Raw genomic sequence first — 23,426 nt, forward strand, 5'->3', positions numbered from 1 at the left:
TAGCAAAAGGCCCGCGATCGCGGGCCTTTCCAGAAAAATGGTGGAGCCTAGCGGGATCGAACCGCTGACCTCCTGCATGCCATGCAGGCGCTCTCCCAGCTGAGCTAAGGCCCCGTGTCATTTCGTCGCGGCCTGGGCGGCGCGACCGGGACGCCGCCTTTAGCAGCGCCGCCGGGCGATGCAAGAGGCGAAATCATCTTTCAACGAAGTTTTTGCCGCCGCAAAAAGGCGATCAGCTTTCGTCGTCTTCATCATCGCCGGTCGCAACGCCCAGATCGTCGTCGCCGCCAAGATCGACGTCATTGTCGGGCGAATCGCTGTCCTCGTCAACATCGACATCCAGATCCAGATCCTCGTCGGCCGCCACATCGTCCTTGGCGATCTTGCCCGGCTTCTCGGCTTCCTCGAACGGCATCGGCTGCTTTGATTTCAGCACCGATTCCGGAATCCACGAATAGCCGCAGTTGATGCAGCTGACCGGATCATCCTTGGTCAAATCATAGAATCGCGTGGCGCATTTCGGGCAGCTGCGTTTCGTGCCCCATTCAGCCTTGATCATAAAAGCCTCATAATCCTTTGGAAACAGGATAAAAATATCGGAAGAACGACGACGCCTGAATAGCTATCCGTCAAATCGGCGTGCGCCTTGCCAGATTGCAAGGCCGCTGTCAAAAGCCGCACGCGATGACCGACCAAACCGCCACACCGCGCAGCTTTTCTGCCTCCGTTCCGTTGAAGGGCAGGATCGCCATTCCGGGCGACAAGAGCATCTCGCACCGATCGCTGATGCTGTCGGCGCTGGCCGTCGGCGAAAGCCGCGTCGCCGGCCTGCTCGAAGGGCATGATGTCCTCGCGACCGCCGCCGCGATGCGCGCCATGGGGGCCGATATCGCGCGCCGCGACGACGGCGAATGGCGCATCCACGGCGTCGGCGTCGGCGGCTTGCTCCAGCCGCGGGGCGCGCTCGACATGGGGAACAGCGGCACGTCGACACGTCTGCTGATGGGGCTCGTCGCGAGCCACCCGATCACCGCCACTTTCGTCGGCGACGCCAGCCTGTCGGGTCGCCCGATGGGGCGCGTCATCGATCCGCTGACCCAGATGGGCGCCGACATCAGCGCCTCGCCGGGCGCCAGGGGGGCAAAAACTCTGCCGCTGATGGTCCGCGGCCTCGCGCCCGCCATTCCCCTCTCCTACCGCCTGCCGATGGCGTCGGCGCAGGTGAAGAGCGCGATCCTTCTCGCCGGACTCAATACGCCCGGCGTCACCGAAGTCATCGAGCCGGTGCCCACGCGCGACCACAGCGAGCGGATGCTCGGCGCCTTTGGCGCCGATCTGACCGTCGACATCGACGCGGGCGGCACGCGCCATATCCGTATCCGCGGCGAAGCCGATCTCAAGCCGCAGGCGATCATCGTCCCCGGTGATCCCTCCTCGGCCGCCTTCTTTATCGTTGCGGCGCTCATCGTGCCCGGTTCGGACGTCACCATCGCCAACGTCGGTCTCAATCCGACGCGCGCCGGGCTGGTCGAGGTTCTGAAGGCGATGGGCGGCGACATCGAACTGCTCGACCGGCGCGAAATCGGCGGCGAACCCGTCGCCGACCTGCGCGTGCGCCACAGCGTGCTCAAAGGCATCGAGGTCGACCCGGCGGTTGCGCCGAGCATGATCGATGAGTTTCCAGTCCTCTTCGTTGCCGCGACGCTCGCCGAAGGCCGCACGGTGACCACGGGGCTCGATGAACTGCGCGTCAAGGAAAGCGACCGCCTTGCCGTCATGGCGACCGGGCTCAAGGCCATCGGCGCGCGTGTCGAGGAAAGCCAAGACGGCCTTGTCATTGATGGCACCGGCGGCGATCCGCTAGCCGGCGGCGCGACCATCGCCGGCCATCTCGATCATCGCATCTGCATGAGCTTCGCAATCGCGGGGCTTGTCAGCAAGGCGCCGGTGACGGTCGACGACATCGCCCCCGTCGCAACGAGCTTCCCCAATTTCGAGGCATTGCTTGCGGGTTTGCAACAATGATCATCGCCATCGATGGCCCCACCGCATCGGGCAAGGGCACGCTTGCTCGCCAGCTCGCAGACCATTTCGGCCTGCCGGTACTCGACACCGGCCTCCTGTATCGCGCCGTCGGCTATCAGACGCAGCTCAACCACGGTGATCCGGACAGGGCCGCCGACGCCGTCGCGGCCTGCGACTTCCCCGACAGCCTGCTCGACGACCCCGCGCTCCGCTATGAATCGACGGGCGGTCTCGCCAGCCGCGTTTCGGTGCATCCCGCGGTTCGCGCCGCGCTGTTCCAGCGTCAGGTCGATTTCGCGAACCAGCCGGGTGGCGCGGTGCTCGACGGGCGCGATATCGGCACCGTGATCGCGCCGCACGCCGACGCCAAGATATTCGTGACCGCGACTCCCGAAGAGCGCGCGCGGCGGCGTCACGCCGAAATGCGCGGCCGCGGAATCGACGTCACCTATGATGCGGTGCTCGCCGATATCCACGCCCGCGACGCGCGCGATACGGCGCGCGCCGACGCCCCGCTGCGCCGCGCGGCCGACGCGATGCTGCTCGACAATACGAACATCGACCGCGAGGCTGCGCTGGCGGCGGCAATCGCCTTTGTCGAACGCCGCCTGCGCGAACGTCGCTGACCGCCTTTTGCCTTGCTTTCGCGCAGGCTCGCGCCTATGGGCATCGCGTCCGACAGGCGCCTTGCCGGTCGCGGCATGGACGAACCGCCACTCGTTTCGAGTGTCGGGCGCGGCGGGATCGGCTCGTCGCGCCCCTTTTGCTTTGCCCATGTCCCGATCGAACCATGCGCCTCGACGATGTCCTGCTCCGCATCCGGCGGGCAGGACGGATCGGCCACAAGACCAGCGGAACCAACCGCTTGGCCGGAACAATGAAGTAAGGAAGACATTCTATGGCCTCTACGGCTTTTCCGACGCGCGACGATTTCGCCGCGATGCTCGACGAATCGCTGGGCGGCGCCGACGGCGGCTTTGAAGGCCGTGTCGTCAAGGGCACCGTGACCGCGATTGAAAATGACCTGGCAGTGATCGACATTGGCCTGAAGAGCGAAGGGCGCGTGCCGCTTCGCGAATTCGCGATGCCGGGCCAGAAGGCTGACCTCAAGGTCGGCGACGAAGTCGAAGTTTATGTCGACCGCGTCGAAAACGCCAATGGCGAGACCATGTTGTCGCGCGACCGCGCTCGCCGCGAAGCCGCGTGGGACCGCCTTGAGGAAGAGTTCAACAAGGAAGCGCGCGTCGAAGGCGTCATCTTCGGCCGCGTCAAGGGCGGCTTCACCGTCGACCTCGGCGGCGCCGTGGCCTTCCTGCCGGGCAGCCAGGTCGACATCCGCCCTGTTCGTGACGTCGGCCCGCTCATGGACCTGCCGCAGCCCTTCCAGATCCTCAAGATGGATCGCCGCCGCGGCAACATCGTCGTCTCGCGCCGCGCGATCCTCGAAGAAACGCGCGCCGAACAGCGTTCGGGCCTGATCCAGAACCTCGAAGAAGGCCAGATCATCGAAGGCGCGGTCAAGAATATCACCGACTATGGCGCCTTTGTCGACCTTGGCGGCATCGACGGCCTGCTTCATGTCACCGACATGAGCTACAAGCGCGTCAACCACCCGAGCGAAATCATCAATATCGGCGATACGGTCAAGGTGCAGATCATCCGCATCAACCGTGACACACAGCGTATCAGCCTGGGCATGAAGCAGCTTGAAAGCGATCCGTGGGAAGGCGTCGCCGCCAAATATCCCGTCGGCGCGAAGCTGTCGGGCACCGTCACCAACATTACCGATTACGGCGCGTTCGTCGAACTCGAACCCGGCATCGAGGGCCTCGTCCACGTCAGCGAAATGTCGTGGGTCAAGAAGAATGTCCATCCCGGCAAGATCGTTTCGACGAGCCAGGAAGTCGAGGTCATCGTGCTCGAAGTCGACAGCGACAAGCGTCGCATCAGCCTCGGGCTCAAACAGGCGCAGTCGAACCCCTGGGGCGCCTTCGCCGAGGCGCACCCGGTCGGCTCGATCGTCGAAGGCGAAGTCAAGAATGCGACCGAATTCGGTCTGTTCATCGGTCTTCCGGGCGACGTTGACGGCATGGTCCACATGTCGGACATCGCGTGGGGCATCTCGGGCGAGGAGGCGCTGCACCTCCACCGCAAGGGCGAGACGGTGCAGGTCGTCGTCCTCGACGTCGATGTCGAGAAGGAACGCATCAGTCTCGGTATCAAGCAGCTCGAAAAGGGTGCGCCCGCCGTCGGCGGCGGCATGGCCGCTGCGGGTTCGCTGAAGAAGAACGATGTTGTCACCGTCTCGGTCCTCGAAGTGCGTGACAACGGCCTTGAAGTACAGGCCGGCGAAAGCGGCGTCACGGGCTTTATCAAGCGCGCCGATCTTGGCCGCGACCGCGACGAACAGCGTCCCGAGCGTTATCAGGTCGGTCAGAAGTTCGACGCGATGGTTGTCGGCTTCGATCGCTCGAAAAAGCCGAACTTCTCGGTCAAGGCGATGCAGATCGCCGAAGAGAAGGAAGCGGTTGCGCAATATGGTTCGTCGGATTCGGGTGCGTCGCTCGGCGACATCCTCGGCGAAGCGCTAAAGGCGGGCAAGAAGGACTGATAATTTCACCCTCTCGCCGCGAGGCAATGGAAATGGCCCGCAGAGTGTCCCTCTGCGGGCCTTTTTCTTTCAGTGATATATTTTGACCAAACAGTGATTCATGATACCCTGTCCGCACGTTGGGAGGGGTCTCACGTACAATCGACGGCAACGATCGATGCGTCTGCATTTGCGGGCGAAGCGTGGCTATGCGAGATAGGGGAAGCACATGATCCGGTCAGAACTGGTTCAGAAGATCGCGAACGAAAACAGCGATTTGCGGGTCGAAGAGGTCGAACGCATTGTCGACACTTTTTTCGATTCCATCGTCGATCAGCTCGCGACGGGGGGCCGCGTCGAACTGCGCGGCTTTGGCGCTTTCTCGACCCGCGCGCGCGAGTCGCGCACCGGTCGCAATCCGCGCACCGGCGCCGCGGTCGAGGTGAAGGCCAAGAAAGTGCCCTATTTCAAACCCGGAAAGGAAATGCGCGAGCGGCTGAACAGCTGAGCGCTATCCCAAACATCGTCATTGCGAGCGCAGCGAAGCAATCTCCAGCTATCGAACCGGAGATTGCTTCGCTGCGCTCGCAATGACGCTATCGAAACCTCAATTCTTGAGCCGGTAGCCAGTCCGGAACATCCAGAAGATAACCGCCAGGCACAGCGTGAAGAAAAGCGCCACCGCTCCCATGCTCACCTCGATCGCGACGTCGCCCTGGCCGAAAAAGGTCCAGCGAAAGCCGCTGATCAGATAGACGACGGGGTTGAACAGCGTCACCGTCCGCCACGCGGCGGGCAGCATGTCGAGCGAATAAAAGGCACCGCCGAGAAAGGTCAGCGGATAGACAATGAGCAGCGGGATCACCTGCAACTGCTCGAAACTTTGCGCCCACACGCCGATGATGAAGCCAAAGAGGCAGAAGGTCACCGCCATCAGGATCATGAAGAGGATCATGAGCAGCGGATGGGCGACCTGAACATCGACGAACAGGTGCGCCGTAGCGAATATGATCGATCCGATGATCACCGATTTGGTCGCCGCCGCGCCGACATAGGCGATCACCGTTTCAAGCGGCGACAGCGGCGCCGACAGCATTTCATAGATCGTGCCCGTCCATTTGGGCATATAGATGCCGAAGGAGGCGTTGCTGATGCTTTCGGTGAACATCGTCAGCATCATCAGCCCCGGCACGATGAAGGCACCATAGGGCACCCCGCCGACCTCCGCCATGCGGCCGCCGATCGCCGAACCGAAAACGACGAAATAGAGCGCCGTCGTGATGACGGGCAGCATCAGGCTGGTCCAGAAGGTGCGCCCGAAGCGCGCCATTTCGAACAGATAGATGGCGCGGATGCCGCGAAGGTTGGAAATCATGCGGTCGCCTCCCTCGCGCCCTTATCCTCTCGCACCAGCCCGACGAAAATATCCTCGAGCGAGCTTTGCTTTGTATGCAGGTCCTTGAAACCGACGCCGATGTCGGACATCCGGCGGAGCAGCGAGGGTACGCCCGTCGCTTCGGCCTGACTGTCGAACTCGTAGACAAGTTCGTGCCCGTCGCCCGCCAGTTCGAGCTTCCAGTCCGCCAGTTCGGGCGGCACGGCGTCCAGCGGCTCGGCAAGATTGAGCGTCAGCGTCTTGCGGCCGAGTTTCTTGATCAGCGCATGTTTTTCCTCGACGAGGATGATCTGTCCCTTGCTGATGACGCCGACGCGGTCGGCCATTTCTTCGGCCTCCTCGATATAATGCGTCGTCAGGATGATCGTCACGCCGCGCTCGCGAAGCCCATGCACCATCGCCCACATGTCGCGGCGCAGCTCGACATCGACCCCCGCGGTCGGTTCGTCGAGGAACAGGATTTCGGGTTCGTGACTCAGCGCCTTGGCGATCATCACGCGGCGCTTCATGCCGCCCGACAGTTCCATGATCTTGCTGTTCCGCTTGTCCCACAGCGACAGGTCGCGGAGCAATTGTTCGATATAGGCGGGGTTTTTGGGCTTGCCGAACAGCCCGCGCGAAAAGCTGACCGTCGCGAGCACGGTTTCAAAGGCGTCGGTGTGCAGTTCCTGCGGCACCAGCCCGATCATCGACCGCGCGGCGCGATAATCGCGGGCATGGTCATGCCCCCCGACCAGCACAGTTCCCGAGCTGGCCGTGACGATTCCACACACGATGCTGATCAGCGTCGTCTTGCCCGCGCCATTGGGGCCGAGCAGCGCGAAAATTTCGCCCTTGTTGATTTCGAGATCGACATTGCTGAGTGCTATGTGACCGCTTTTATAGGTTTTTCCGAGGCCGGAGAGCTGGAGAACGGCTGTCATGGCAGGCGGTCTAGCCGACGCGGCGCCCAGCGCAAAGCGCGAAACTTGCTTGACCTCCCCCGGTCGGTCGGCTTGACCGGCACCGCGCGTGCGGACGTGGCGAAATCGGTAGACGCAGCAGACTTAAAATCTGCCGACCCTGGTGTCATGCGGGTTCAAGTCCCGCCGTCCGCACCACAACATCCCGGCCATCGAGGCCGAATCATCTCCGAATCAGCGCCTTGGCTTTCGCGCGCAGACCCAGGCGATCGAGCAGATATTTGCCAGCGCCAGCCAGCCGGTCGACCCCCTTCATCAGTCCGAGTGCCGCGCGGTTACGCAGCGTCGGCCGCAGCACCAGAATGTCGGCGCAATCGACCGACGCGCGACCGAATTGCGCCTTGTGCGCGCCATCGCCCTCGGTGAAGTCGAAGGCGCGAAACCGCCCCTCGGCGAAAAGCGCGCGCATCGCTTCGACATGCAGCACGCTTCCCGGCGACAGCGCAGCAAACGCGGGATCATAGCCCGGATGGGCATAGATCAATATGTCGCGCTCGACGGGCAGGTAAAGATAGGCGATCGCGCGCTCCCCCGCGAACAACAGAAAGGCGCGAACCCGGTCTTCGGCCGCGGCTGCGACCGCATATGCGCGATCGGCTTCGGCCGCGGGAAGCCCCGCCTGCATCAGCCGCGCCTGATAGGTCTGCGCCGACAGTGCGGCGGCGATGCCCATGAACTCGGCAATCTCGTCGGCGGTTCGATAGCAGCGCACCGAGACACCGCCCCCGCAATGATCGGCGAGCCGCCGCGCCTTGCGCGACAGGGTGGAACGGGTCCTGGACGAAAAGCCCTGCCACCAGTCGTCGAAGTCCTGTCCCTCCATCGGCACATAATGGCGTGGATAGGCCTGACGCTCGGCGACCAGCCAACCCGTCAATTCCGCCCTCAGGGCGGGCAAGCGTTCGCGCGGCAAGGATCGCAGCAGCCAGCCGTCGCGCCCCGGGGGTGGCATCGCGCGCGCCGCGGGCGCCCATATATCGTCAAGCCCATGCGCGACGACGGCAAGCTCGCGCCGGACATGGCCGAGCGTCCGCCCCGCGACTTCGATGCGCAGCGCGACGCGCTCGCCGACCTCTCCGCTTCCGCCGCCCGTCATCTCCTGCCCATTATTCGATATACCCCTATTCCGCTTTGGCAGCACATGGTTATGATTGGCTTACACGATTTGAGGGACGTTCCGGAATGACAGCAATGGGCCGCAACACACGCCGCGCGATGGCGACGGCGGCCGCGACGGGCCTGATGCTGGCGCTGTCCGGTTGTGACCTTTTTGGCGAGCGCGGCCCGGTTCGCGTCGCCGCGATCGGTGAGCTCAACCCGATGGCCAACCCCGCGCGCGGCGAGCTTTCGACCGCCAATGCGGCGCTGCTCGACGCGACCTCGCAAGGGCTGGTCAGTTACGACGGGGAGGGCCAGATCGACACCGGGCTGGCCGACCGCTGGACAGTCACCACCGACGGGCGCAGCTATATCTTCCGCATCACCGAAGCGAAATGGAGCAACGGCAGCAAGGTGACCGCCGAGACGGTGGCCTCTATCCTTCGCTCCTACCTCGCGCCTGCGAGCCGCCATGTGCTGAAGGACGATTTTCCCGAGGTCGAAACGATCAAGGCGATGACCGATACGGTCATCGAAATCCGCCTGTCGGTGCCGCAACCCGCTCTGCTCGAACTGCTCGCGCAACCGTCGATGGCGATCGTCAACCGGGGCATGGGCTGGGGACCGATGCGTGCGCGCAAGGTCGGGCGGGCGATGCTGCTGTCACCGGTCCCCGATCCGCTCGCCGAAGATCCGGAGGCGGCCGAAGCCGCGGCGAGTGATCCCGCCGCGTCGATCGAGCTGGTCGGCACGTCGCCGCAAGGGGCGCTTGCGCGCTTCAAGAACGGCTATGCCGACGGGGTGATCGGCGGGCGCTTTTCGACCCTTCCCTATTTCGTCGCCTCGAACATCGGCCGCTCGCGGCTGGTGGTCGATCCCGTGCCCGGCCTGTTCGGGCTGGCCTTTGTCCGCGCCGAAGGTTTTCTGGCGACCGACACCAATCGTGACGCGCTGGTGCGCGCCATCCGGCGCGAGCGGCTGGTCGAAGCCTTCGGGCTGACCGAGTGGCAGCCGCAGGTCACGCTGCGCCCGTTGCTCTATACGCGCGACGGCGGCCCCGCGCCGCTGCTGCCCGCGTGGGCGGATTATGACGAGGCGTCGCGGCTGGCGCAGGCGCGGCGCGTCGTCGAGGCCTGGCGCAGCGCCGGACGCGAAATCGAACCGCTGCGCATCGCCGTCCCCGATTCGCCGGGCGGCCGCATCCTTTTCGCCTATGTTGCCGCCGATCTGGCTGCGATCGGCGTTCCCAGCCGCCGCGTCTCAATGTCGTCGAACGCCGATTTGCGACTGATCGACGAGGTCGCGCCGAACGACGATCCGCTCTGGGCGCTGCGCCGCCTGTCGTGTCGCCGCGACACGCTGTGCAACCGCGAGGCGCAGGATCTGATCGATCAGGCGACGATCAATATCGACGCGGGCCAGCGCGCCCGGCAGATCGGCGACGCCGAGGCGGTGCTCGCGCGTTACGCCCCCTTCATCCCGCTCGCGACGCCGCTGCGCTGGTCGGTCGCGTCGCAGCGCCTGACCGGGCTGCGCGCCAACGGCCGCGCGCAGCACCCATTGAATCATCTGATTGCCATACCCAACTAGGGTCAGGACCCATTAATTACCCGTTCGAGGTTTGAGGCGATTTTGCTCAGGGCGAGGAGGAAAGGCGCGGGAATATGAATATATTTCAAGACTTTTCGACGCTGCCATGGGCAAAATCGGTCAAATCCCGAAGGGACGCCGAAATGGCTTCAATCTCGGACCTTCGCGGCCTTGCGGGTAGCGATGCTACCCGCTGCACCCGCCAAGGCCCGATATCTTCGCCATTTCGACGCCTCGAACGGGGAATTAATGGGTCCTGACCCTAATACAGTGGTGCTCGCACTGGAGTGCTTCTAAAGGACCCCGATGGCCCCTTCGTCCCGCAATCCCGACGCAATCTTCGACGCGCTGATTCCCGACCGCACCGACCCCGCTGCGCTGCGCAAGCGCGTCGAGATGCTCGAAATCCTGCTCGAACGCGGCTTTGTCATTCCAGGCATCAATCGCGCCGTCGGCCTCGATGCGATCGTCGGGCTGGTCCCCGTCGTCGGCGACGTCATCGCCGCGACGATGGGCGCCTATCTGATCTGGGAAGCGCGCAACCTCGGTATGCCGAAGTGGAAGATCTGGCGCATGGTCGGCAATCTGGGAATCGACACGGCGCTCGGCGCTGTCCCGCTGGTCGGCGATGCCTTCGACTTTTTCTTCCGCTCGAACACGCGGAACCTCAGGATCATCAAGAAACATCTCGACAAGCATCATCCCGGAACGCTCGTCATCGAGCAGTAGCAGCGTCGTCATCCCGGCGAAGGCCGGGGGAGGACGATCGGGTGAACAGGATGATGGGTCCCGGCCCGGTCCCGCTCAGCGGACCTGCCGTTTCTCCAGCTTGCGCGCGAGTGTGCGCCGGTGCATCCCCAGCCGACGCGCGGTTTCGGAGATGTTGAAGCCGGTTTCGACCAGCGTCTGATGGATATGCTCCCACTCGACGGTCTTGATCGACGAGGGGCGCGCGTCGAGCGCGGCGTCGGGGTTGCCCTCGGCGCGCTCGAACGCCGCCTCGATGTCGTCGGTGTTCGACGGCTTGGCGAGATAATAGGAGGCGCCGAGCTTGATCGCCTCGACCGCGGTGGCGATGCTCGCAAAGCCCGTCAGCACGACGATCCGCATCACCGGGTCGGCCGCGCGCAGCGCCTGCACGCAGGCGAGCCCCGACGCGCTGCCGAGCTTCAGGTCGACGACGGCATAGCCCGGCCGCACCGTCTTCAGCACCGCGTCCATCGCCTCGAAGCTGCCCGCCACGAACACCTCATAGCCGCGCCGCTCGAACGAGCGTTTCAGCGTCCGCGCGAACGCCTCGTCATCCTCGACAATGAGCAATTGGCGCGTCTCGCTCATGCCGTTCCTCCACCCAGCCGCGCGAGCGCCGCGATCGGCAGCCATATCCGCACGAGCGCCCCGCCTTCGTCGCGGTTGGCGACCGTGGCCCCGCCGCCCAGCTTGCGCAGCACATTGACGAGCAGGAACAACCCCAGCCCGCCGCCGGGGCGCCCCTTGGTCGAGCGATAGGGCTGGCCGAACCCGTCGATCATCTCGTCGCTGAAACCGGGGCCGCGGTCGGCGATTTCGATCACCAGCATCTCGCCATCGCGCGACGCGGTGAAGCTGGTCCAGCCCGGCGACACTTCGGCGGCATTGTCGAGCACATTGCCGATCACCTGCCGCAACGCGGGGTCGGAGACGATGGCGACATCGGCGCCAAAGCGGTCGTGAAACTCCAGCGTGTCGGGGCGGCGCGCCGCGCGCGCGTGGGCAACGATCTCGCCGAACGCCGCGCGCATCGTGGTAAGTTGCGGCGCCTCGCCGCGCGCCTCGCCCGCTGACATCAAAATGCCGCTGACGATCGCCTTGCATCGCTGCACCGCCGCGTCCATATCGGCCAGATCCTCCTGCAATTCGCGGTCGTCCTCCAGCCGCGCCGCGGCTTTCCAGTCGCCGATCAGCACCGACAGGGTCGAGAGCGGCGTGCCAAGCTCATGCGCCGCGCCCGAGGCGAGCAGCCCCATGCGCACGATATGATCCTCCTCCGCCGCGCGCTGGCGGCTCGCCGCGAGCGCCGCGTCGCTGTCGCGCAGATTGCGGCTGATCCGCGTGACGAAGGCGACGAGCAGGACGGCAATCAGCAGGAAGCAGACGAAGCTGCCCTTGAGATACAGTCCCATCGGATCAGCGGCATAGGCGGGCGGCAGCACGAGCGGCGTCGGGTCGATGCGGAGCGCCGCGAGGGCAATCAACGCGGCGACCACGATCGCCCAGGATGAGCGCGGGGTGAGCAGGATCGCGCCGATCACGACTTGCAGCAGGAACAGCGACGCGAAGGGATTGGCGAGGCCGCCGCTATGGTGGAGCTGCCAGCCAAGCGCGGCGACATCGAAGAGCAGCGCCGCGGTCAGTTCGGCATTGGTCACCGCGCGGCCGCGGCGCAGCAGGGCGGCGCTGGCGAGGTTGATCGCGATGAGCACGAGGATCGCGCCGAGCAGCGGCGCACGCTCGAGCGAAATGCCCATCGGTCCGCTGACGATGCCGATCGTCGCCAGCTGCCCGCCCACCGCGAGCCAGCGCAGCTGGATCAGCAGCGCCATGTTGCGGCGGCCGGCGGGCGCCGTGCTGGGCGCCGGCGGCAGGATCGAAAGGTCGGTCATCAGTCGCGACTATGCCACAGTCGCCACGCAAAAAAGAGACTGAGTGCGCTGAGCGCGAACCAGGTCAGTGCGTAGACGAGGTGATTGTCGCGAAAGCGCACCACCGTCAGTCCCCCGACCGGATAGCCGCCGGGGTTCGGCGCCGCATCGGCATCGACGAAATAGGGGGCCACCCGTCCCAGCCCCCGCGCCTTGGCGATCGCCGCGACATCGCGCGAGTACCAGCGACCCGCAGCCGGATCATTTGCACGCAGGAAGGCGCCGTCGGGCTCGCTCACGCGCAACAGGCCGGTTATCCTCACCGGTCCCGCGACATTGCCCGCCGCCCGCGTCGCGGCGTCGCGCCGGTTCGCCGGCACAAACCCGCGATTGACAAGCAGCGTGAAGCGCGGCGTTTCGAGCGGTGTCAGCACCCAGAATCCCGCGCCGCGCTCGGTCACTGCCTGAATCAAAGTCTCGCGATCGTGGCGGAACACGCCGGTCGCGGTAACGCGGAGATAGGCGTCATCCTTTGCGTTGATCCGCGGCCAGGCATCCGGCCCCGGCGCGGCGACCGGCGCGGCATGGATGCGCGCATCGACCGCGGCGACCAGCTCATGCTTCCACGCGCGCCGCTCGACCTGCCACACACCGAGCCCCGCCAGAAGCACGGCCGCGATCAGCGCCGCCGCGGCAAAACCCGCGCGGCGGGCGCGCGTCACGGCGCCCGGCTCTCGAGCCGGCTCGTCGGTTCGTGCGGCATCGGCATCATGTTGGTGTTGAGGTGGTGCATCACCCACAGCGACCCCGCGAGCATGATGACGACGACGATGACGGTAAAGACGAGCGAGGTCAGCGACCAGCCGCCCTCCGCCTTCGGCGTCATATGCAGGAAAAAGACCATGTGGACGACGATCTGCACCACCGCAAAGGCCATGATGATCGCGCCGGTCGTGCCCGCGCTCAGCGGCATTGTCATCACCAGCCAGAAGGGGATGGCGGTCAGGATCACCGACAGCACAAAACCGATGACATAGTCGCGCATCGTCGCGTGCGGCATCTCGATCTCGCCATGACCGTGCGCGGCGTGGGGGTCGGCGCTCATCGCAGCACTCCCGTCAGATAGACAAAGGTGAAGACGCCGATCCACACGACGTCGAGGAAGTGCCAGAACATGCTAAGGCACATCACCCGGCGCTTGTTCGCGGCGATCAGCCCGTGCTTCGACAATTGCACCATCAAGGTCACCAGCCAGATGATACCAAAAGTGACGTGCAGCCCGTGGGTGCCGACGAGGGTGAAAAAGGCCGAGAGGAAGGCGCTGCGCTGCGGCGTCGCGCCGATCTCGATCAGATGGTGGAACTCATAAAGCTCGATGCCGAGGAAGGCGAGCCCGAACAGGCCGGTGACGGCGAGCCACAGCTGGACGCCCTTCACCCTGCCCTGCTGCATCTGGAGCACCGCAAAGCCATAGGTGATCGACGAGAAGAGCAGCATCGCGGTGTTGAGCGCGATCAGTTTCAGGTCGAACAGATCCTTCGGCGCCGGCCCGGCGGCATAGCTGCCGCCGAGCACCGCATAGCAGGCAAAGAGGATTGCGAAGATGAGGCAATCGCTCATCAGATAGATCCAGAAGCCCAGCATCGTGCTGTGCCCTTCGGGATGCGGATGTTCGTCGAGGTCGTAGAAGCGGACAGGCTCGTCGGCGGTCAGGGTCGTAGCACTCATCGCATCAGGCTCCGGCCGCCAGCTGGCGGGTGCGCGCGCCCTCGATCGCCGCGACGGTCGCCGCCGGAATGTCGAAATCGCGCTTGTAGTTGAAGGTGTGGATGATCGCCCCCGCGATCACCGCGACGAAGCTCAGCCCGACCAGCCACCAGATATGCCAGACGAGCGCGAACCCCAGGACAAGGCAGAGGCCCGACAGGATGATCCCCGCGCCCGTATTGCTCGGCATGTGAATGTCGCGGAACCCGCCAACCGGCCGCTGCCCCCCGCGCTTCTTCATGTCGTACCAGGCGTCGAGGTCGTGAATGACGGGCGTGAAGGCGAAATTATAGTCGGGCGGCGGCGAGCTGGTCGCCCATTCGAGCGTGCGCCCGTCCCACGGATCGCCGCTTTCCTCGGCGAGCTCCTTGCGGCGCCAGATGCTGACCGCGAACTGGACGAGCATCGCGCCGATGCCCGCGGCGATGATCAGCGCGCCGACCCCGGCGATCGCGAACCAGATTTGCAGGCTGGGGTCATCGAACACGCGCATCCGCCGCGTGACGCCCATCAGGCCGAGGATATAGAGCGGGGTAAAGGCGACCCAGAAACCGACGACCCAGCACCAGAAGCTGACCTTGCCCCAGAACACATCGAGCTTGAACCCGAACGCCTTGGGCCACCAGTAATTGATCGCCGCGAACAGACCGAACAACACGCCGCCGATGATGACATTGTGGAAATGCGCGATCAGAAACAGCGAATTGTGCAGCACAAAGTCGGCGGGCGGCACCGCGAGCAACACCCCGGTCATGCCGCCGACGACGAAGGTCAGCATGAAGGCGATCGTCCACATCATCGGCAGTTCATAGCGAATGCGGCCGCGGTACATGGTGAAGAGCCAGTTGAAGAGCTTGGCTCCCGTCGGGATCGAAATCACCATCGTCGTGATGCCGAAAAAGCTGTTGACGCTGGCGCCCGACCCCATGGTGAAGAAATGGTGCAGCCAGACGATGTACGACAGGATCGTGATGCACACCGTCGCATAAACCATCGACGTATAGCCGAAGAGCCTTTTACCCGAGAAGGTCGAGGTGACTTCGGAAAAGACGCCGAACAGCGGCAGGATGAGGATGTAGACCTCCGGGTGCCCCCAGATCCAGATCAGGTTCACATACATCATCGGCGATCCGCCGAGATCGTTGGTGAAGAAATTGGTCCCCGCGTAGCGATCGAGGCTGAGCAGCGCGAGCGTCGCGGTCAGGATCGGGAAACTCGCGACGATCAATATGTTCGAGCAGAGCGACGTCCAGGTAAAGACCGGCATCTTCATCAGCCCCATGCCCGGCGCGCGCAGCTTCAGGATGGTGACGATCAGGTTGATGCCCGACAGCGTGGTGCCAACCCCGGCGATCTGAAGCCCCCAGATATAATAATCGACCCCGACATTGGGGCTGTAGGCGATGCCCGACAAGGGCGGATAGGCCAGCCAGCCGGTCTGCGCATATTCGCCGACGAACAGCGAGATCATCGTCAGCGCCGCGCCCGCGCTCGTCATCCAGAAGCTGAAATTGTTGAGGAAGGGAAAGCTGACGTCGCGCGCGCCGATCTGGAGCGGCACGATATAGTTCATCAGGCCGGTGATGAACGGCATTGCGACGAAAAAGATCATGATGACGCCGTGCGCGGTGAACACCTGGTCATAATGATGCGCGTTGAGATAGCCCTCGGACCCGCCGAACGCCATCACCTGCTGCAATCGCATCATGATCGCGTCGGCAAAACCGCGCAGGAACATGATCAGCCCCAGGATCATGTACATGATCCCGATGCGCTTGTGGTCGACCGTGGTGAACCACTCCTTCCACAAATAGCCCCACAGGCGATATCTGGTGAGCAGCGCGAGCACGGCGATACCGCCGATCGCCACGCCGATGAAGGTCGCGACCAGGATCGGCTCGTGCAGCGGGATCGCGTCGACCGACAGCTTGCCGAAGATCGGGTGCGTCGGGGGCGCGGGATGCGGGATGATGGCGTCGGACATGGGTTTCAGCTCGGCAGACGGTCAGGACAGCGGGCGCGTAGCGGCGGGCGCGTTCAGCGCGGTGCGGGCGGTCTTGCCCGGCAACGGCAGCCCCTCGCCCTTCAGCTTCTCGGGCGACACGGGTTTGGCGTCGGGGCGATCGTTCGACATCACCGGCGCGCTGCACCAGGCGGCGACATAGCGCATCGACCAGCGGGCGGCATCGACGGTGCCGCGCGCGGCGAACTTGTCATAGGTGACCTGCCGGACATTGCCGATGCCCGCAATCCCCGCGCCGCCCGCGGCATCGAGCGACATCATGTCGTGCATGCACATCTTGCCGGGCTCGACGCACATGTTGACCACTGCGTCGAACAGCTGCGGGTCGCTCGCGACGAAGCGGCGCACCGGTTCCTTCTGCGACGGCGTTTCGAGCTTCAGATAGGCGTTGCGGCTGAGGTCGCCTTCGGCCGACGCGCGCGTCGCGGCGACCCATTGGTCGAACTCGCCCGCGGGCAGGCTCTTGACGCGGAAGCGCATGTTGGAAAAGCCCCAGCCCGAATAATTGGCCGAAAAGCCCGTATACTCGCCGGTCTTGTCGAACACGCCGTGAAGCTTGGTCTCCATCCCCGGCATCGCGTAAATCTGACCCGCGAGCGCGGGCACGTAAAAGCTGTTCATGACCGAGGAGGAGGAGATGCGGAACCGCAGCGGCCGATCGACCGGCACCGCCAGTTCGTTGACCGTCGCCACCCCCTGTTCGGGATAGATGAACAGCCATTTCCAGTCGAGCGCGACGACCTGGACATCGAGCGGCTTGACCTCGGCCGCGACGGGCTTGCCCGGCCCCGTCCGCGCCAGCGGGCGATAGGGGTCGAGCAGATGCGTCGCCACCCATGTCACCGCGCCGAGGCAGATGATGATGAGCAGCGGCGCCGACCAGATGACGAGTTCGAGCTGCGTCGAATGGTCCCAGTCGGGCTTGTAGGTCGCATCCCGGTTCGACGCGCGATACTTCCATGCGAAAAAGATCGTCAGCGCCATCACCGGCACGATGATCAGCAGCATCAGCACCGTCGACAGGACGATCAGGTCGCCTTGCTGGCGCGCGACATCGCCGGCGGGATCGAGCACGACCATGCCGCACCCCGACAGGAGCGGCAGCGCGGCGAGCAGCGGCACGAAGCGCCAGCGAATCTTCAATGCCGAAGAGAATGCAAGCCCCTCCCCTTCAGGGGAGGGGTTGGGGTGGGGGCTCGAAGCCTTGCGCAAGGCCGATGGCCCCCACCCCCAACCCCTCCCCTGAAGGGGAGGGGCTTTATACGACGATAAGAGTGGGCGATAACTCGGCATGACGCGCGCCTAAGCCTCCTGTGTTGCACTGCACATAGGACATTTTGTCCAATCCCGCGATCGGCTGTGATCGCGCAGGGGCGTTTTCATTGGGGGCGCTTTTGCCCTATGACCGACTCGTGCCCGCGCGTCCCCACGTGGCGCGGGCGCCAGCTCAAGGATCGATACCATGGCTGCCGACACCGTCCCGACGACCGAGGCCGAACGCGACGCTCGCGCCCTCCACGACCATGACGGCCACCGCATCGACCCCGCCGAAATCGCCATCGGCGTCATCATCGGCCGGACCTCAGAGTTTTTCGACTTCTTCGTCTATGCGATCGCTTCGGTGCTGGTATTTCCCAAGCTCGTCTTTCCGCACCTCGATCCGCTGGCGGGCACACTCTGGTCCTTCGCGATCTTTGCCCTCGCCTTTGTCGCGCGCCCGGTCGGAACGGTCATCTTCACCGCGATCGACCGCGGTTATGGCCGTGGCGCCAAGCTCACCATTGCGCTGTTCCTGCTTGGCGGATCGACCGCGGCGATCGCCTTCCTGCCCGGCTATGAATCGATCGGCATCGGCGCCGCGCTGCTGCTCGCGCTGTTCCGCATGGGCCAGGGCGTCGCGCTCGGCGGCTCATGGGACGGCCTCGCCTCGCTGCTCGCATTGAACGCCCCCGAATCGAAACGCGGCTGGTATGCGATGATCCCGCAGCTCGGCGCGCCGCTTGGCCTCATCGTCGCCAGCCTGCTCTTCATGTTCCTGATCTCCGCGCTCCCGGCCGAAGACTTTCTCGCCTGGGGTTGGCGCTATCCTTTCTTCGTCGCCTTTGCGATCAACGTCGTCGCGCTGTTCGCGCGGCTGCGCATCGTCGTGACCCCCGACTATGCCGAGCTGTTCGAAAACCGCGCGCTTCAGCCCGCGCCGCTCCTCGAAACGGTACGGTCGGAATGGAAAACCATCGTCACCGGCGCCTTCGCCCCGCTCGCCAGCTTCGCGATGTTCCACATGGTCACTGTCTATCCGCTGTCGTGGGTGTTCCTGTTCACCGACGAAACCCCCGCACGCTTCCTGATGATCGAGGCGATCGCTGCGGTCGGCGGCGTGATCGCGATCATCGCCTCGGGCTATCTTGCCGACCGCTTCGGGCGCCGCACCGTGCTTGCCGCGACGGCGGCGGCGATCGCGGCGTTCAGCGGCTTTGCCCCGCAATTGCTCGACGCGGGCCAGGCGGGTGAGGCGAGCTTCATGATCCTCGGCTTCCTCCTGCTCGGCCTGTCGTTCGGGCAATCGTCGGGCGCGCTCTCATCGAACTTCACGCCGCGCCACCGCTACACCGGGTCGGCCTTCACCGCCGACCTCGCCTGGCTGTTCGGTGCTGGTTTCGCACCGATGGTGGCGCTCTGGCTGTCGAGCGAATTCGGGCTGATCGCCGCGGGTGCCTATCTGCTGTCGGGCGCGATCGTTACGCTCGTCGCGCTGTGGCTCAACCGCGAACTTGCACGCACGATCGATTGAGCCTGAGCCCCGCGGAGCAGCTTCAAAAGCGAGACGGGGGACGGCTCTCTGACGCATGGCAGGCACCGCTGATCTGCCCGGTCCGGGATCGGGTGGCAGGGAGCGTTCAGACCAGGCCCTGACGTCAGCCGATGAAGAAAAAGGAGGCGTGTCGCGAGTTCCCTGTCGACGTGGGCGCGCCATAATGACACGGTGATTCAGGCATGGTGCTGGCCCTCAATTTTCCCGGGACGATATGGTAGATAATGGACGCAGCCCCTGGCTCTTCCTGATCGGGGTAACAGCGGTAACAATCGGCGTGGTGGCCCATATGCCGATGTTCTGGATGGGGCGCGATATCGGTTTCCGCATGGCCGGAATGCCGATGGACGGCATGATGATCGCCGGTATGGCGCTCATCGTCGCGGGGATCGGCGTGGCCGCATGGGGCTTGCTTCCGGCAAACCTCGCCCAACAGGTCGCTGCCGCTGACCGCCTGTCGGTCTCGGCGCCCGAGGATGCTCCCCTGTCCGCAGCGCATTGGCGATTGATGGCAGCCCTGGTTGTCGCGCTCATCATCGACATCATGAAACCCGCGAGCCTCGGTTTCGTGATTCCCGGAATGATGGATGAATATGGCCTGTCGCGCGAAACCGTTTCGCTCGTTCCCTTCGCGGCGCTGGCGGGAACGGTGACGGGATCGATCGTCTGGGGCGCCGTTGCCGATGTTTACGGCCGCAAGGCGACCATATTGTTGTCGGCCGTAATGTTCGTGGGCACTTCGGTTTGCGGCACAATGCCGTCATTGGCTTGGAACATCGTCATGTGTTTCATGATGGGGGCTGCCGCAGGCGGGATGCTGCCGGTTACCTATGCCCTTCTTGCGGAGATGATGCCCAGTCGCCACCGGGGCTGGAGCCTGGTGCTCGTGGGCGGGCTGGGCGCGGCCGGTGGCTACGTCGCTGCCAGCCTGGTTGCCGCATGGCTGGAGCCGCTGCTGAGCTGGCGAATTCTTTGGCTCGTCAATTTGCCGAGCGGTCTTATCCTTGTCGCGCTCGGCGTCTTCATTCCCGAGTCGGCCAAGTTTCTCGTGGCGCGCGGTCGGCACGAAGAAGCCCGGCGGATCATGGCGCGCTTCGGTTCGAGCTTGCATATGGCTGACCGGGGACCGCCCCGCCCGCGCCGGGATTCGCTTCAGCGACCCGACCTTGCTGGCAGCATGATGGCGCTGAACCTGACGGCCATCGCATGGAGTCTCGTGAATTTCGGCTTGTTGCTTTGGCTGCCAGCCGAACTTGTGGCGCGCGGATACAGCATGACATCGTCGAGCCGCCTGCTTGCCGATTCCGCGCTTGTCGCCCTTCCCACCGTCGTTTTCGTCGCCTGGATTTATCACGCCTGGAGCACGAAATTGTCGCTGTTTGCAGCATCGCTTGCAACGCTTGCGGGCCTTGGCGGGATGCTCTGGTTCGCGCTGGCCGAAAACGCTTCGCCATTCCTGCCCGCGGCGCTGCTCATCATCGGCAGCAACGCCATCATTGCGATGCTGCTTCCCTACAGCGCCGAGAGTTTTCCGCTGAGGGTTCGCGGTCGCAACACCGGATGGGTCGCGGCATCCAGCAAACTGGGCGGCGTATGTGCGCAGGGACTCGCCATATTCGCCATCGTCCCGTCGCTGGCGGCAAGCATATTGACGATTATGCCCGTGATGGCGGCATCGCTCGTTCTGCTCGCCCGTTACGGCCGCGAAACGCGAGGGAGCGACCTGCGCGATCTCGACCCGGAGGGACATGTCTTCGACAAGGCCGGGCTCTGAAAGATTGCGGTCGACGGAAATCGGCGACCGGACGACATATCGCCCCGGTCTGGACGCAAGGTCGTCCCTGCCACGAGGCACAGAAAGGCGGTCGCCCGGTCGCAGGCACCCGAGCCCGATCATTCGCGATCGCCCGCTCTCCTTTTACCGGTCGGCAAGGCGATCTAGGGAAGCGCCGTCGCCAGCGGTCGAGGCGCAACGGCGCCTGGAGCGGTCGAACTCTATTCCGCGTTCGAAGGACAAGGGGGCGCATCCGGTGAGGACTCAATTCTTGCCGCGAGCAGCGTCAGCCCGAGCCCCTCATGCCCCGTGAGGCTGAGCGGATTTCCAACGCGCTGCAGATCGGCGCCACGGTCGGCAAAGCAGCGCAGTCGAATCTGGAGCTTCGACAATTTTCCTATCGGCGCCGCGCCGATCCAGTCGGTCACGTCGAGAGCGGCATTTCCGAAAGCGATGCTGACGCGTCCTTCGCCGACAGCGTCGACGCGGACGTCGAGGCGCAAGGCCATGTCCTGGCCAAGATGACGCATGAGGTCGGCATTCGGTCCGGAAATCTGGACCGATCCCATCCCGGCCCATCGAAACTGCTTGCCATCCTCCTGCGCCTTTACATCGACCGATTTCACGGAAAGCATCCCGTTGGGACTGACGACGGCGGCCGATTCGACGGGCCGCACGCCGCCATCATCGCCGACGCTCATCGACCAGGGCGCGCGCGCACGGCCGCCGGCGAAGAAATTTTCGAGATTGAGCGCCGCGGCGAGGTCGATTCCGGGATCTTCGGGGAGCAGCGGCACAATCTGCGGCTTGTCGTAGCGAAGACCATAGCCGATCGGAAACAGCGGCGCGGCGATGGGCGACGCTGCCGTGGCGGGCCAGGCGAAGGGCAGTGTTCCGCTGAAATCGCGGATCGGCCTGCCGTCGCGACGGGCAACAAGGACGTCCGCGACGCCGGCGCCCTGTGAACCGGGCAGCCACGCAGCGACGAAGGCGTCCGCGGCGTTGATCTCGGGATTGGTGAACAACGGCCGACCGGAGAGAAAGACTGCGACAACGGGAATCCCTGCTTCCTTCAGCCGCTTGAGCCGGGCGAGGTCGGCAGGATTGACCGGCTGGTAATCGAGCGTCGGAACGTCGCCCTGAAACTCAGCATAAGGCTCCTCACCAAATATAAAGATCGCGACATCGGGTTTTGTTGTAAAGCTGCCGTCGGCTGAAAGCGTCGCCGCGCCGCCCGCCGCGCGGACCGCCTCTTCAATCCCTTCCCAGATCGTCTGACCGTTCGGAAAATCGTCGCGGGTGACGTCGCTGCCCTGCCAGCTGACGGTCCACCCGCCGGATTGCATCGCCATGCTGTGCGCCGCCGGACCGGCCACCAGCACGCGCGCGCCGGGGCGGATGGGCAGCAGACCGCCATTATTCTTGAGCAGGACGAGCGATTTGGCGACCGCCTCGCGCGCGACGGCCAGATGATCCGGCGCCCCGATGATCGACGGATCGGCCCGGTCAGCCCGGACGCCGTCGAAAAGACCCAGCTTGAACTTTACGCGCAGAATCCGGCGGACCGCATCATCGAGCCGCGCGGCGGGAATGATCCCCGACTTCGCCTGTTCGAGCGTCGATGCGTAAAGCCCCTTCCAGCTGTCCGGCGCCATGAACATGTCCAGTCCGGCCAGGATCGATTGGGGACAATCGGTGACGCTGCACCCCGGAACCTGACCATGACCGTTCCAGTCACCGACAACGAAACCCTCGAACCCCATCCGTTCTTTCAGGATCGTGGTCAGCAGCGCTTTGTTGCCGTGATGCTTGGTCCCGTTCCAGCTTGAGAAACTGGCCATGACGGTTAGCGCCCCCGCGTCAATCGCGGCGGGATAGCCTTGCGCATGGACCGCGATGAGCTCGGCCTCGCTGATCCTGGCGTCGCCCTGATCCTTGCCATGCTCGGTTCCGCCATCGGCCAGAAAATGCTTTGCCGTCGCGGCGACGCGGTCCTTCGCGATGGCTTGCCCCGGTATGAGTTCGCCCTGCAGCCCCAGCGTCATTGCTTTCGCATATTGCGCAACAAGCTGCGGATCGGCGGCATAGCCCTCATAGGAGCGGCCCCAGCGAAGATCGCGCGGCACCGCGAGCGTCGGTGCGAACGTCCATTCGATACCGCTCGCGGCGATTTCGGCGGCCGTGATTTCGCCGATACGGCGGATCAGGCCGGGGTCGCGTGCGGCGCCGAGCCCGATATTGTGCGGAAAAATTGTCGCGCCTGGAACATTGTTGTGCCCGTGGACGGCATCGATGCCGAAGATGATCGGAACCGCGACACCGTTCACACCCGGTCGCAGCGATGCTTCGCGAAACTCTCGAACGAGTCGCGCCCAGTCGGCAGCAGTCGAACGTTCATTGCCGTATGGACCGCTGTTTCCACCCGCAAGAATCGAACCCAGGGGGTAGGTTTCGAGATCCTTGGGCGTGATCGCGCTGATGTCGGCCTGAATCAACTGTCCGACCTTTTGCTCGACCGTCATCCGCTCGAGAAGGGCGTCGATGCGGCGTTCGGTTGCGGGGTCACTGATTGCCTGGGGGCTACGCGCAACAGGCCAGATTTCGGGATGCACCGGCGTCCCCCCCTCGTCCATCGCCACGGCCGTGCCAGCAGCCCCGGCAAGCGAGAGCGCAAGTGCCACCCCTATAGATTTCCGCCGCATCGTCTCTCCCTTCACTCTTGTGAACGTTCTCATTTCAAGTGTCACAAAGATTTGTCAAAATCAAGA

Annotated in this window: 20 protein-coding genes and 2 tRNA genes; 9 read left to right on the forward strand and 13 right to left on the reverse strand. The window is 64.5% G+C overall.

All coding sequences use genetic code 11. From position 1 onward, the window contains the following. Positions 1 to 38: 38 nt before the first annotated feature. Together SALA_RS07560 and SALA_RS07565 are read right to left on the reverse strand one after the other, a co-directional pair. A tRNA-Ala gene (locus tag SALA_RS07560) sits at positions 39 to 114 on the reverse strand. A gap of 118 nt (positions 115 to 232) precedes the next feature. Next, on the reverse strand, positions 233 to 559 hold the full coding sequence (locus SALA_RS07565) for a TIGR02300 family protein (RefSeq protein ID WP_011541785.1): 327 nt from the start codon (positions 557 to 559) through the stop codon (positions 233 to 235). Between the two features lie 125 nt (positions 560 to 684). Between SALA_RS07565 and aroA the strand changes: the two genes are divergently transcribed. From aroA to SALA_RS07585, 4 genes are all read left to right on the forward strand, one after another. Beyond that, a complete protein-coding gene (gene aroA, locus SALA_RS07570) occupies positions 685 to 2,025 on the forward strand; it encodes a 3-phosphoshikimate 1-carboxyvinyltransferase (protein WP_011541786.1) in 1,341 nt (446 codons plus the stop codon). Further along, on the forward strand, positions 2,022 to 2,651 hold the full coding sequence (locus SALA_RS07575) for a (d)CMP kinase (RefSeq protein ID WP_011541787.1): 630 nt from the start codon (positions 2,022 to 2,024) through the stop codon (positions 2,649 to 2,651). The genes aroA and SALA_RS07575 overlap by 4 nt, the downstream gene beginning before the upstream one ends. 272 nt (positions 2,652 to 2,923) lie before the next feature. Further along, positions 2,924 to 4,636 carry a 30S ribosomal protein S1 gene (rpsA, locus tag SALA_RS07580; RefSeq protein ID WP_011541788.1) on the forward strand — a complete coding sequence of 571 codons (1,713 nt, stop codon included), beginning with the start codon at positions 2,924 to 2,926 and terminating at the stop codon, positions 4,634 to 4,636. Positions 4,637 to 4,844: 208 nt separating this feature from the next. Then, on the forward strand, positions 4,845 to 5,123 hold the full coding sequence (locus SALA_RS07585; RefSeq protein ID WP_011541789.1) for an integration host factor subunit beta: 279 nt from the start codon (positions 4,845 to 4,847) through the stop codon (positions 5,121 to 5,123). Between the two features lie 99 nt (positions 5,124 to 5,222). On the opposite strand, the gene SALA_RS07590 is transcribed toward SALA_RS07585, so the two are convergent. Both SALA_RS07590 and SALA_RS07595 read right to left on the reverse strand, forming a co-directional pair. Next, positions 5,223 to 5,990: an ABC transporter permease gene (locus SALA_RS07590; protein ID WP_011541790.1), complete on the reverse strand. Its 768-nt coding sequence runs from the start codon at positions 5,988 to 5,990 to the stop codon at positions 5,223 to 5,225. Further along, positions 5,987 to 6,934, reverse strand: a complete 948-nt coding sequence (locus SALA_RS07595) for an ABC transporter ATP-binding protein (RefSeq protein WP_011541791.1) — start codon at positions 6,932 to 6,934, stop codon at positions 5,987 to 5,989. Before SALA_RS07595 ends, SALA_RS07590 begins: the two co-directional genes overlap by 4 nt. Before the next feature lie 90 nt (positions 6,935 to 7,024). On the opposite strand from SALA_RS07595, the gene SALA_RS07600 reads away from it, so the two are divergent. Then, a tRNA-Leu gene (locus SALA_RS07600) sits at positions 7,025 to 7,111 on the forward strand. Between the two features lie 25 nt (positions 7,112 to 7,136). Here the strand turns inward: SALA_RS07600 and SALA_RS07605 are convergent. Next, positions 7,137 to 8,069, reverse strand: coding sequence for a GNAT family N-acetyltransferase (locus SALA_RS07605; protein WP_011541792.1), 933 nt, complete (start codon positions 8,067 to 8,069; stop codon positions 7,137 to 7,139). 86 nt (positions 8,070 to 8,155) lie between these two features. Here SALA_RS07605 and SALA_RS07610 point away from each other — a divergent pair, with 86 nt between their 5' ends. Both SALA_RS07610 and SALA_RS07615 read left to right on the forward strand, forming a co-directional pair. Beyond that, positions 8,156 to 9,661 (forward strand): ABC transporter substrate-binding protein, encoded by a 1,506-nt coding sequence (locus SALA_RS07610; protein ID WP_011541793.1) that lies wholly within the window; start codon positions 8,156 to 8,158, stop codon positions 9,659 to 9,661. A gap of 306 nt (positions 9,662 to 9,967) precedes the next feature. Beyond that, positions 9,968 to 10,390, forward strand: coding sequence for a DUF4112 domain-containing protein (locus tag SALA_RS07615; RefSeq protein WP_011541794.1), 423 nt, complete (start codon positions 9,968 to 9,970; stop codon positions 10,388 to 10,390). Between the two features lie 75 nt (positions 10,391 to 10,465). Here SALA_RS07615 and SALA_RS07620 read toward each other — a convergent pair whose 3' ends face one another. The 7 genes from SALA_RS07620 to cyoA are packed head-to-tail and all read right to left on the reverse strand — an operon-like array spanning position 10,466 to position 17,152. Beyond that, on the reverse strand, positions 10,466 to 10,999 hold the full coding sequence (locus tag SALA_RS07620; RefSeq protein WP_011541795.1) for a response regulator transcription factor: 534 nt from the start codon (positions 10,997 to 10,999) through the stop codon (positions 10,466 to 10,468). Further along, positions 10,996 to 12,303 carry an ATP-binding protein gene (locus tag SALA_RS07625; protein WP_011541796.1) on the reverse strand — a complete coding sequence of 436 codons (1,308 nt, stop codon included), beginning with the start codon at positions 12,301 to 12,303 and terminating at the stop codon, positions 10,996 to 10,998. Before SALA_RS07625 ends, SALA_RS07620 begins: the two co-directional genes overlap by 4 nt. Further along, positions 12,303 to 13,004 (reverse strand): SURF1 family protein, encoded by a 702-nt coding sequence (locus SALA_RS07630; protein WP_011541797.1) that lies wholly within the window; start codon positions 13,002 to 13,004, stop codon positions 12,303 to 12,305. The genes SALA_RS07625 and SALA_RS07630 overlap by 1 nt, the downstream gene beginning before the upstream one ends. Then, positions 13,001 to 13,387: a cytochrome o ubiquinol oxidase subunit IV gene (gene cyoD / locus SALA_RS07635; protein ID WP_011541798.1), complete on the reverse strand. Its 387-nt coding sequence runs from the start codon at positions 13,385 to 13,387 to the stop codon at positions 13,001 to 13,003. Before cyoD ends, SALA_RS07630 begins: the two co-directional genes overlap by 4 nt. Next, the gene (gene cyoC, locus SALA_RS07640) at positions 13,384 to 14,010 is read right to left on the reverse strand and encodes a cytochrome o ubiquinol oxidase subunit III (protein WP_011541799.1); all 627 of its coding nucleotides are present in this window, start codon (positions 14,008 to 14,010) and stop codon (positions 13,384 to 13,386) included. Before cyoC ends, cyoD begins: the two co-directional genes overlap by 4 nt. 4 nt (positions 14,011 to 14,014) lie before the next feature. After that, positions 14,015 to 16,033, reverse strand: a complete 2,019-nt coding sequence (gene cyoB, locus SALA_RS07645; RefSeq protein WP_011541800.1) for a cytochrome o ubiquinol oxidase subunit I — start codon at positions 16,031 to 16,033, stop codon at positions 14,015 to 14,017. A gap of 21 nt (positions 16,034 to 16,054) precedes the next feature. Continuing rightward, positions 16,055 to 17,152: a ubiquinol oxidase subunit II gene (gene cyoA, locus SALA_RS07650; RefSeq protein WP_237700950.1), complete on the reverse strand. Its 1,098-nt coding sequence runs from the start codon at positions 17,150 to 17,152 to the stop codon at positions 16,055 to 16,057. A 382-nt stretch (positions 17,153 to 17,534) separates the two neighbouring features. On the opposite strand from cyoA, the gene SALA_RS07655 reads away from it, so the two are divergent. Together SALA_RS07655 and SALA_RS07660 are read left to right on the forward strand one after the other, a co-directional pair. Further along, the gene (locus SALA_RS07655) at positions 17,535 to 18,863 is read left to right on the forward strand and encodes an MFS transporter (protein WP_011541802.1); all 1,329 of its coding nucleotides are present in this window, start codon (positions 17,535 to 17,537) and stop codon (positions 18,861 to 18,863) included. Positions 18,864 to 19,098: 235 nt separating this feature from the next. Then, positions 19,099 to 20,658 (forward strand): MFS transporter, encoded by a 1,560-nt coding sequence (locus tag SALA_RS07660; protein WP_011541803.1) that lies wholly within the window; start codon positions 19,099 to 19,101, stop codon positions 20,656 to 20,658. A gap of 221 nt (positions 20,659 to 20,879) precedes the next feature. Here the strand turns inward: SALA_RS07660 and SALA_RS07665 are convergent, their stop codons facing one another. Next, positions 20,880 to 23,360 carry a glycoside hydrolase family 3 protein gene (locus SALA_RS07665; RefSeq protein WP_011541804.1) on the reverse strand — a complete coding sequence of 827 codons (2,481 nt, stop codon included), beginning with the start codon at positions 23,358 to 23,360 and terminating at the stop codon, positions 20,880 to 20,882. Positions 23,361 to 23,426 lie beyond the last annotated feature (66 nt).

It is taken from the genome of Sphingopyxis alaskensis RB2256, from assembly GCF_000013985.1.
GTDB classification, from domain to species: Bacteria; Pseudomonadota; Alphaproteobacteria; order Sphingomonadales; family Sphingomonadaceae; genus Sphingopyxis; species Sphingopyxis alaskensis.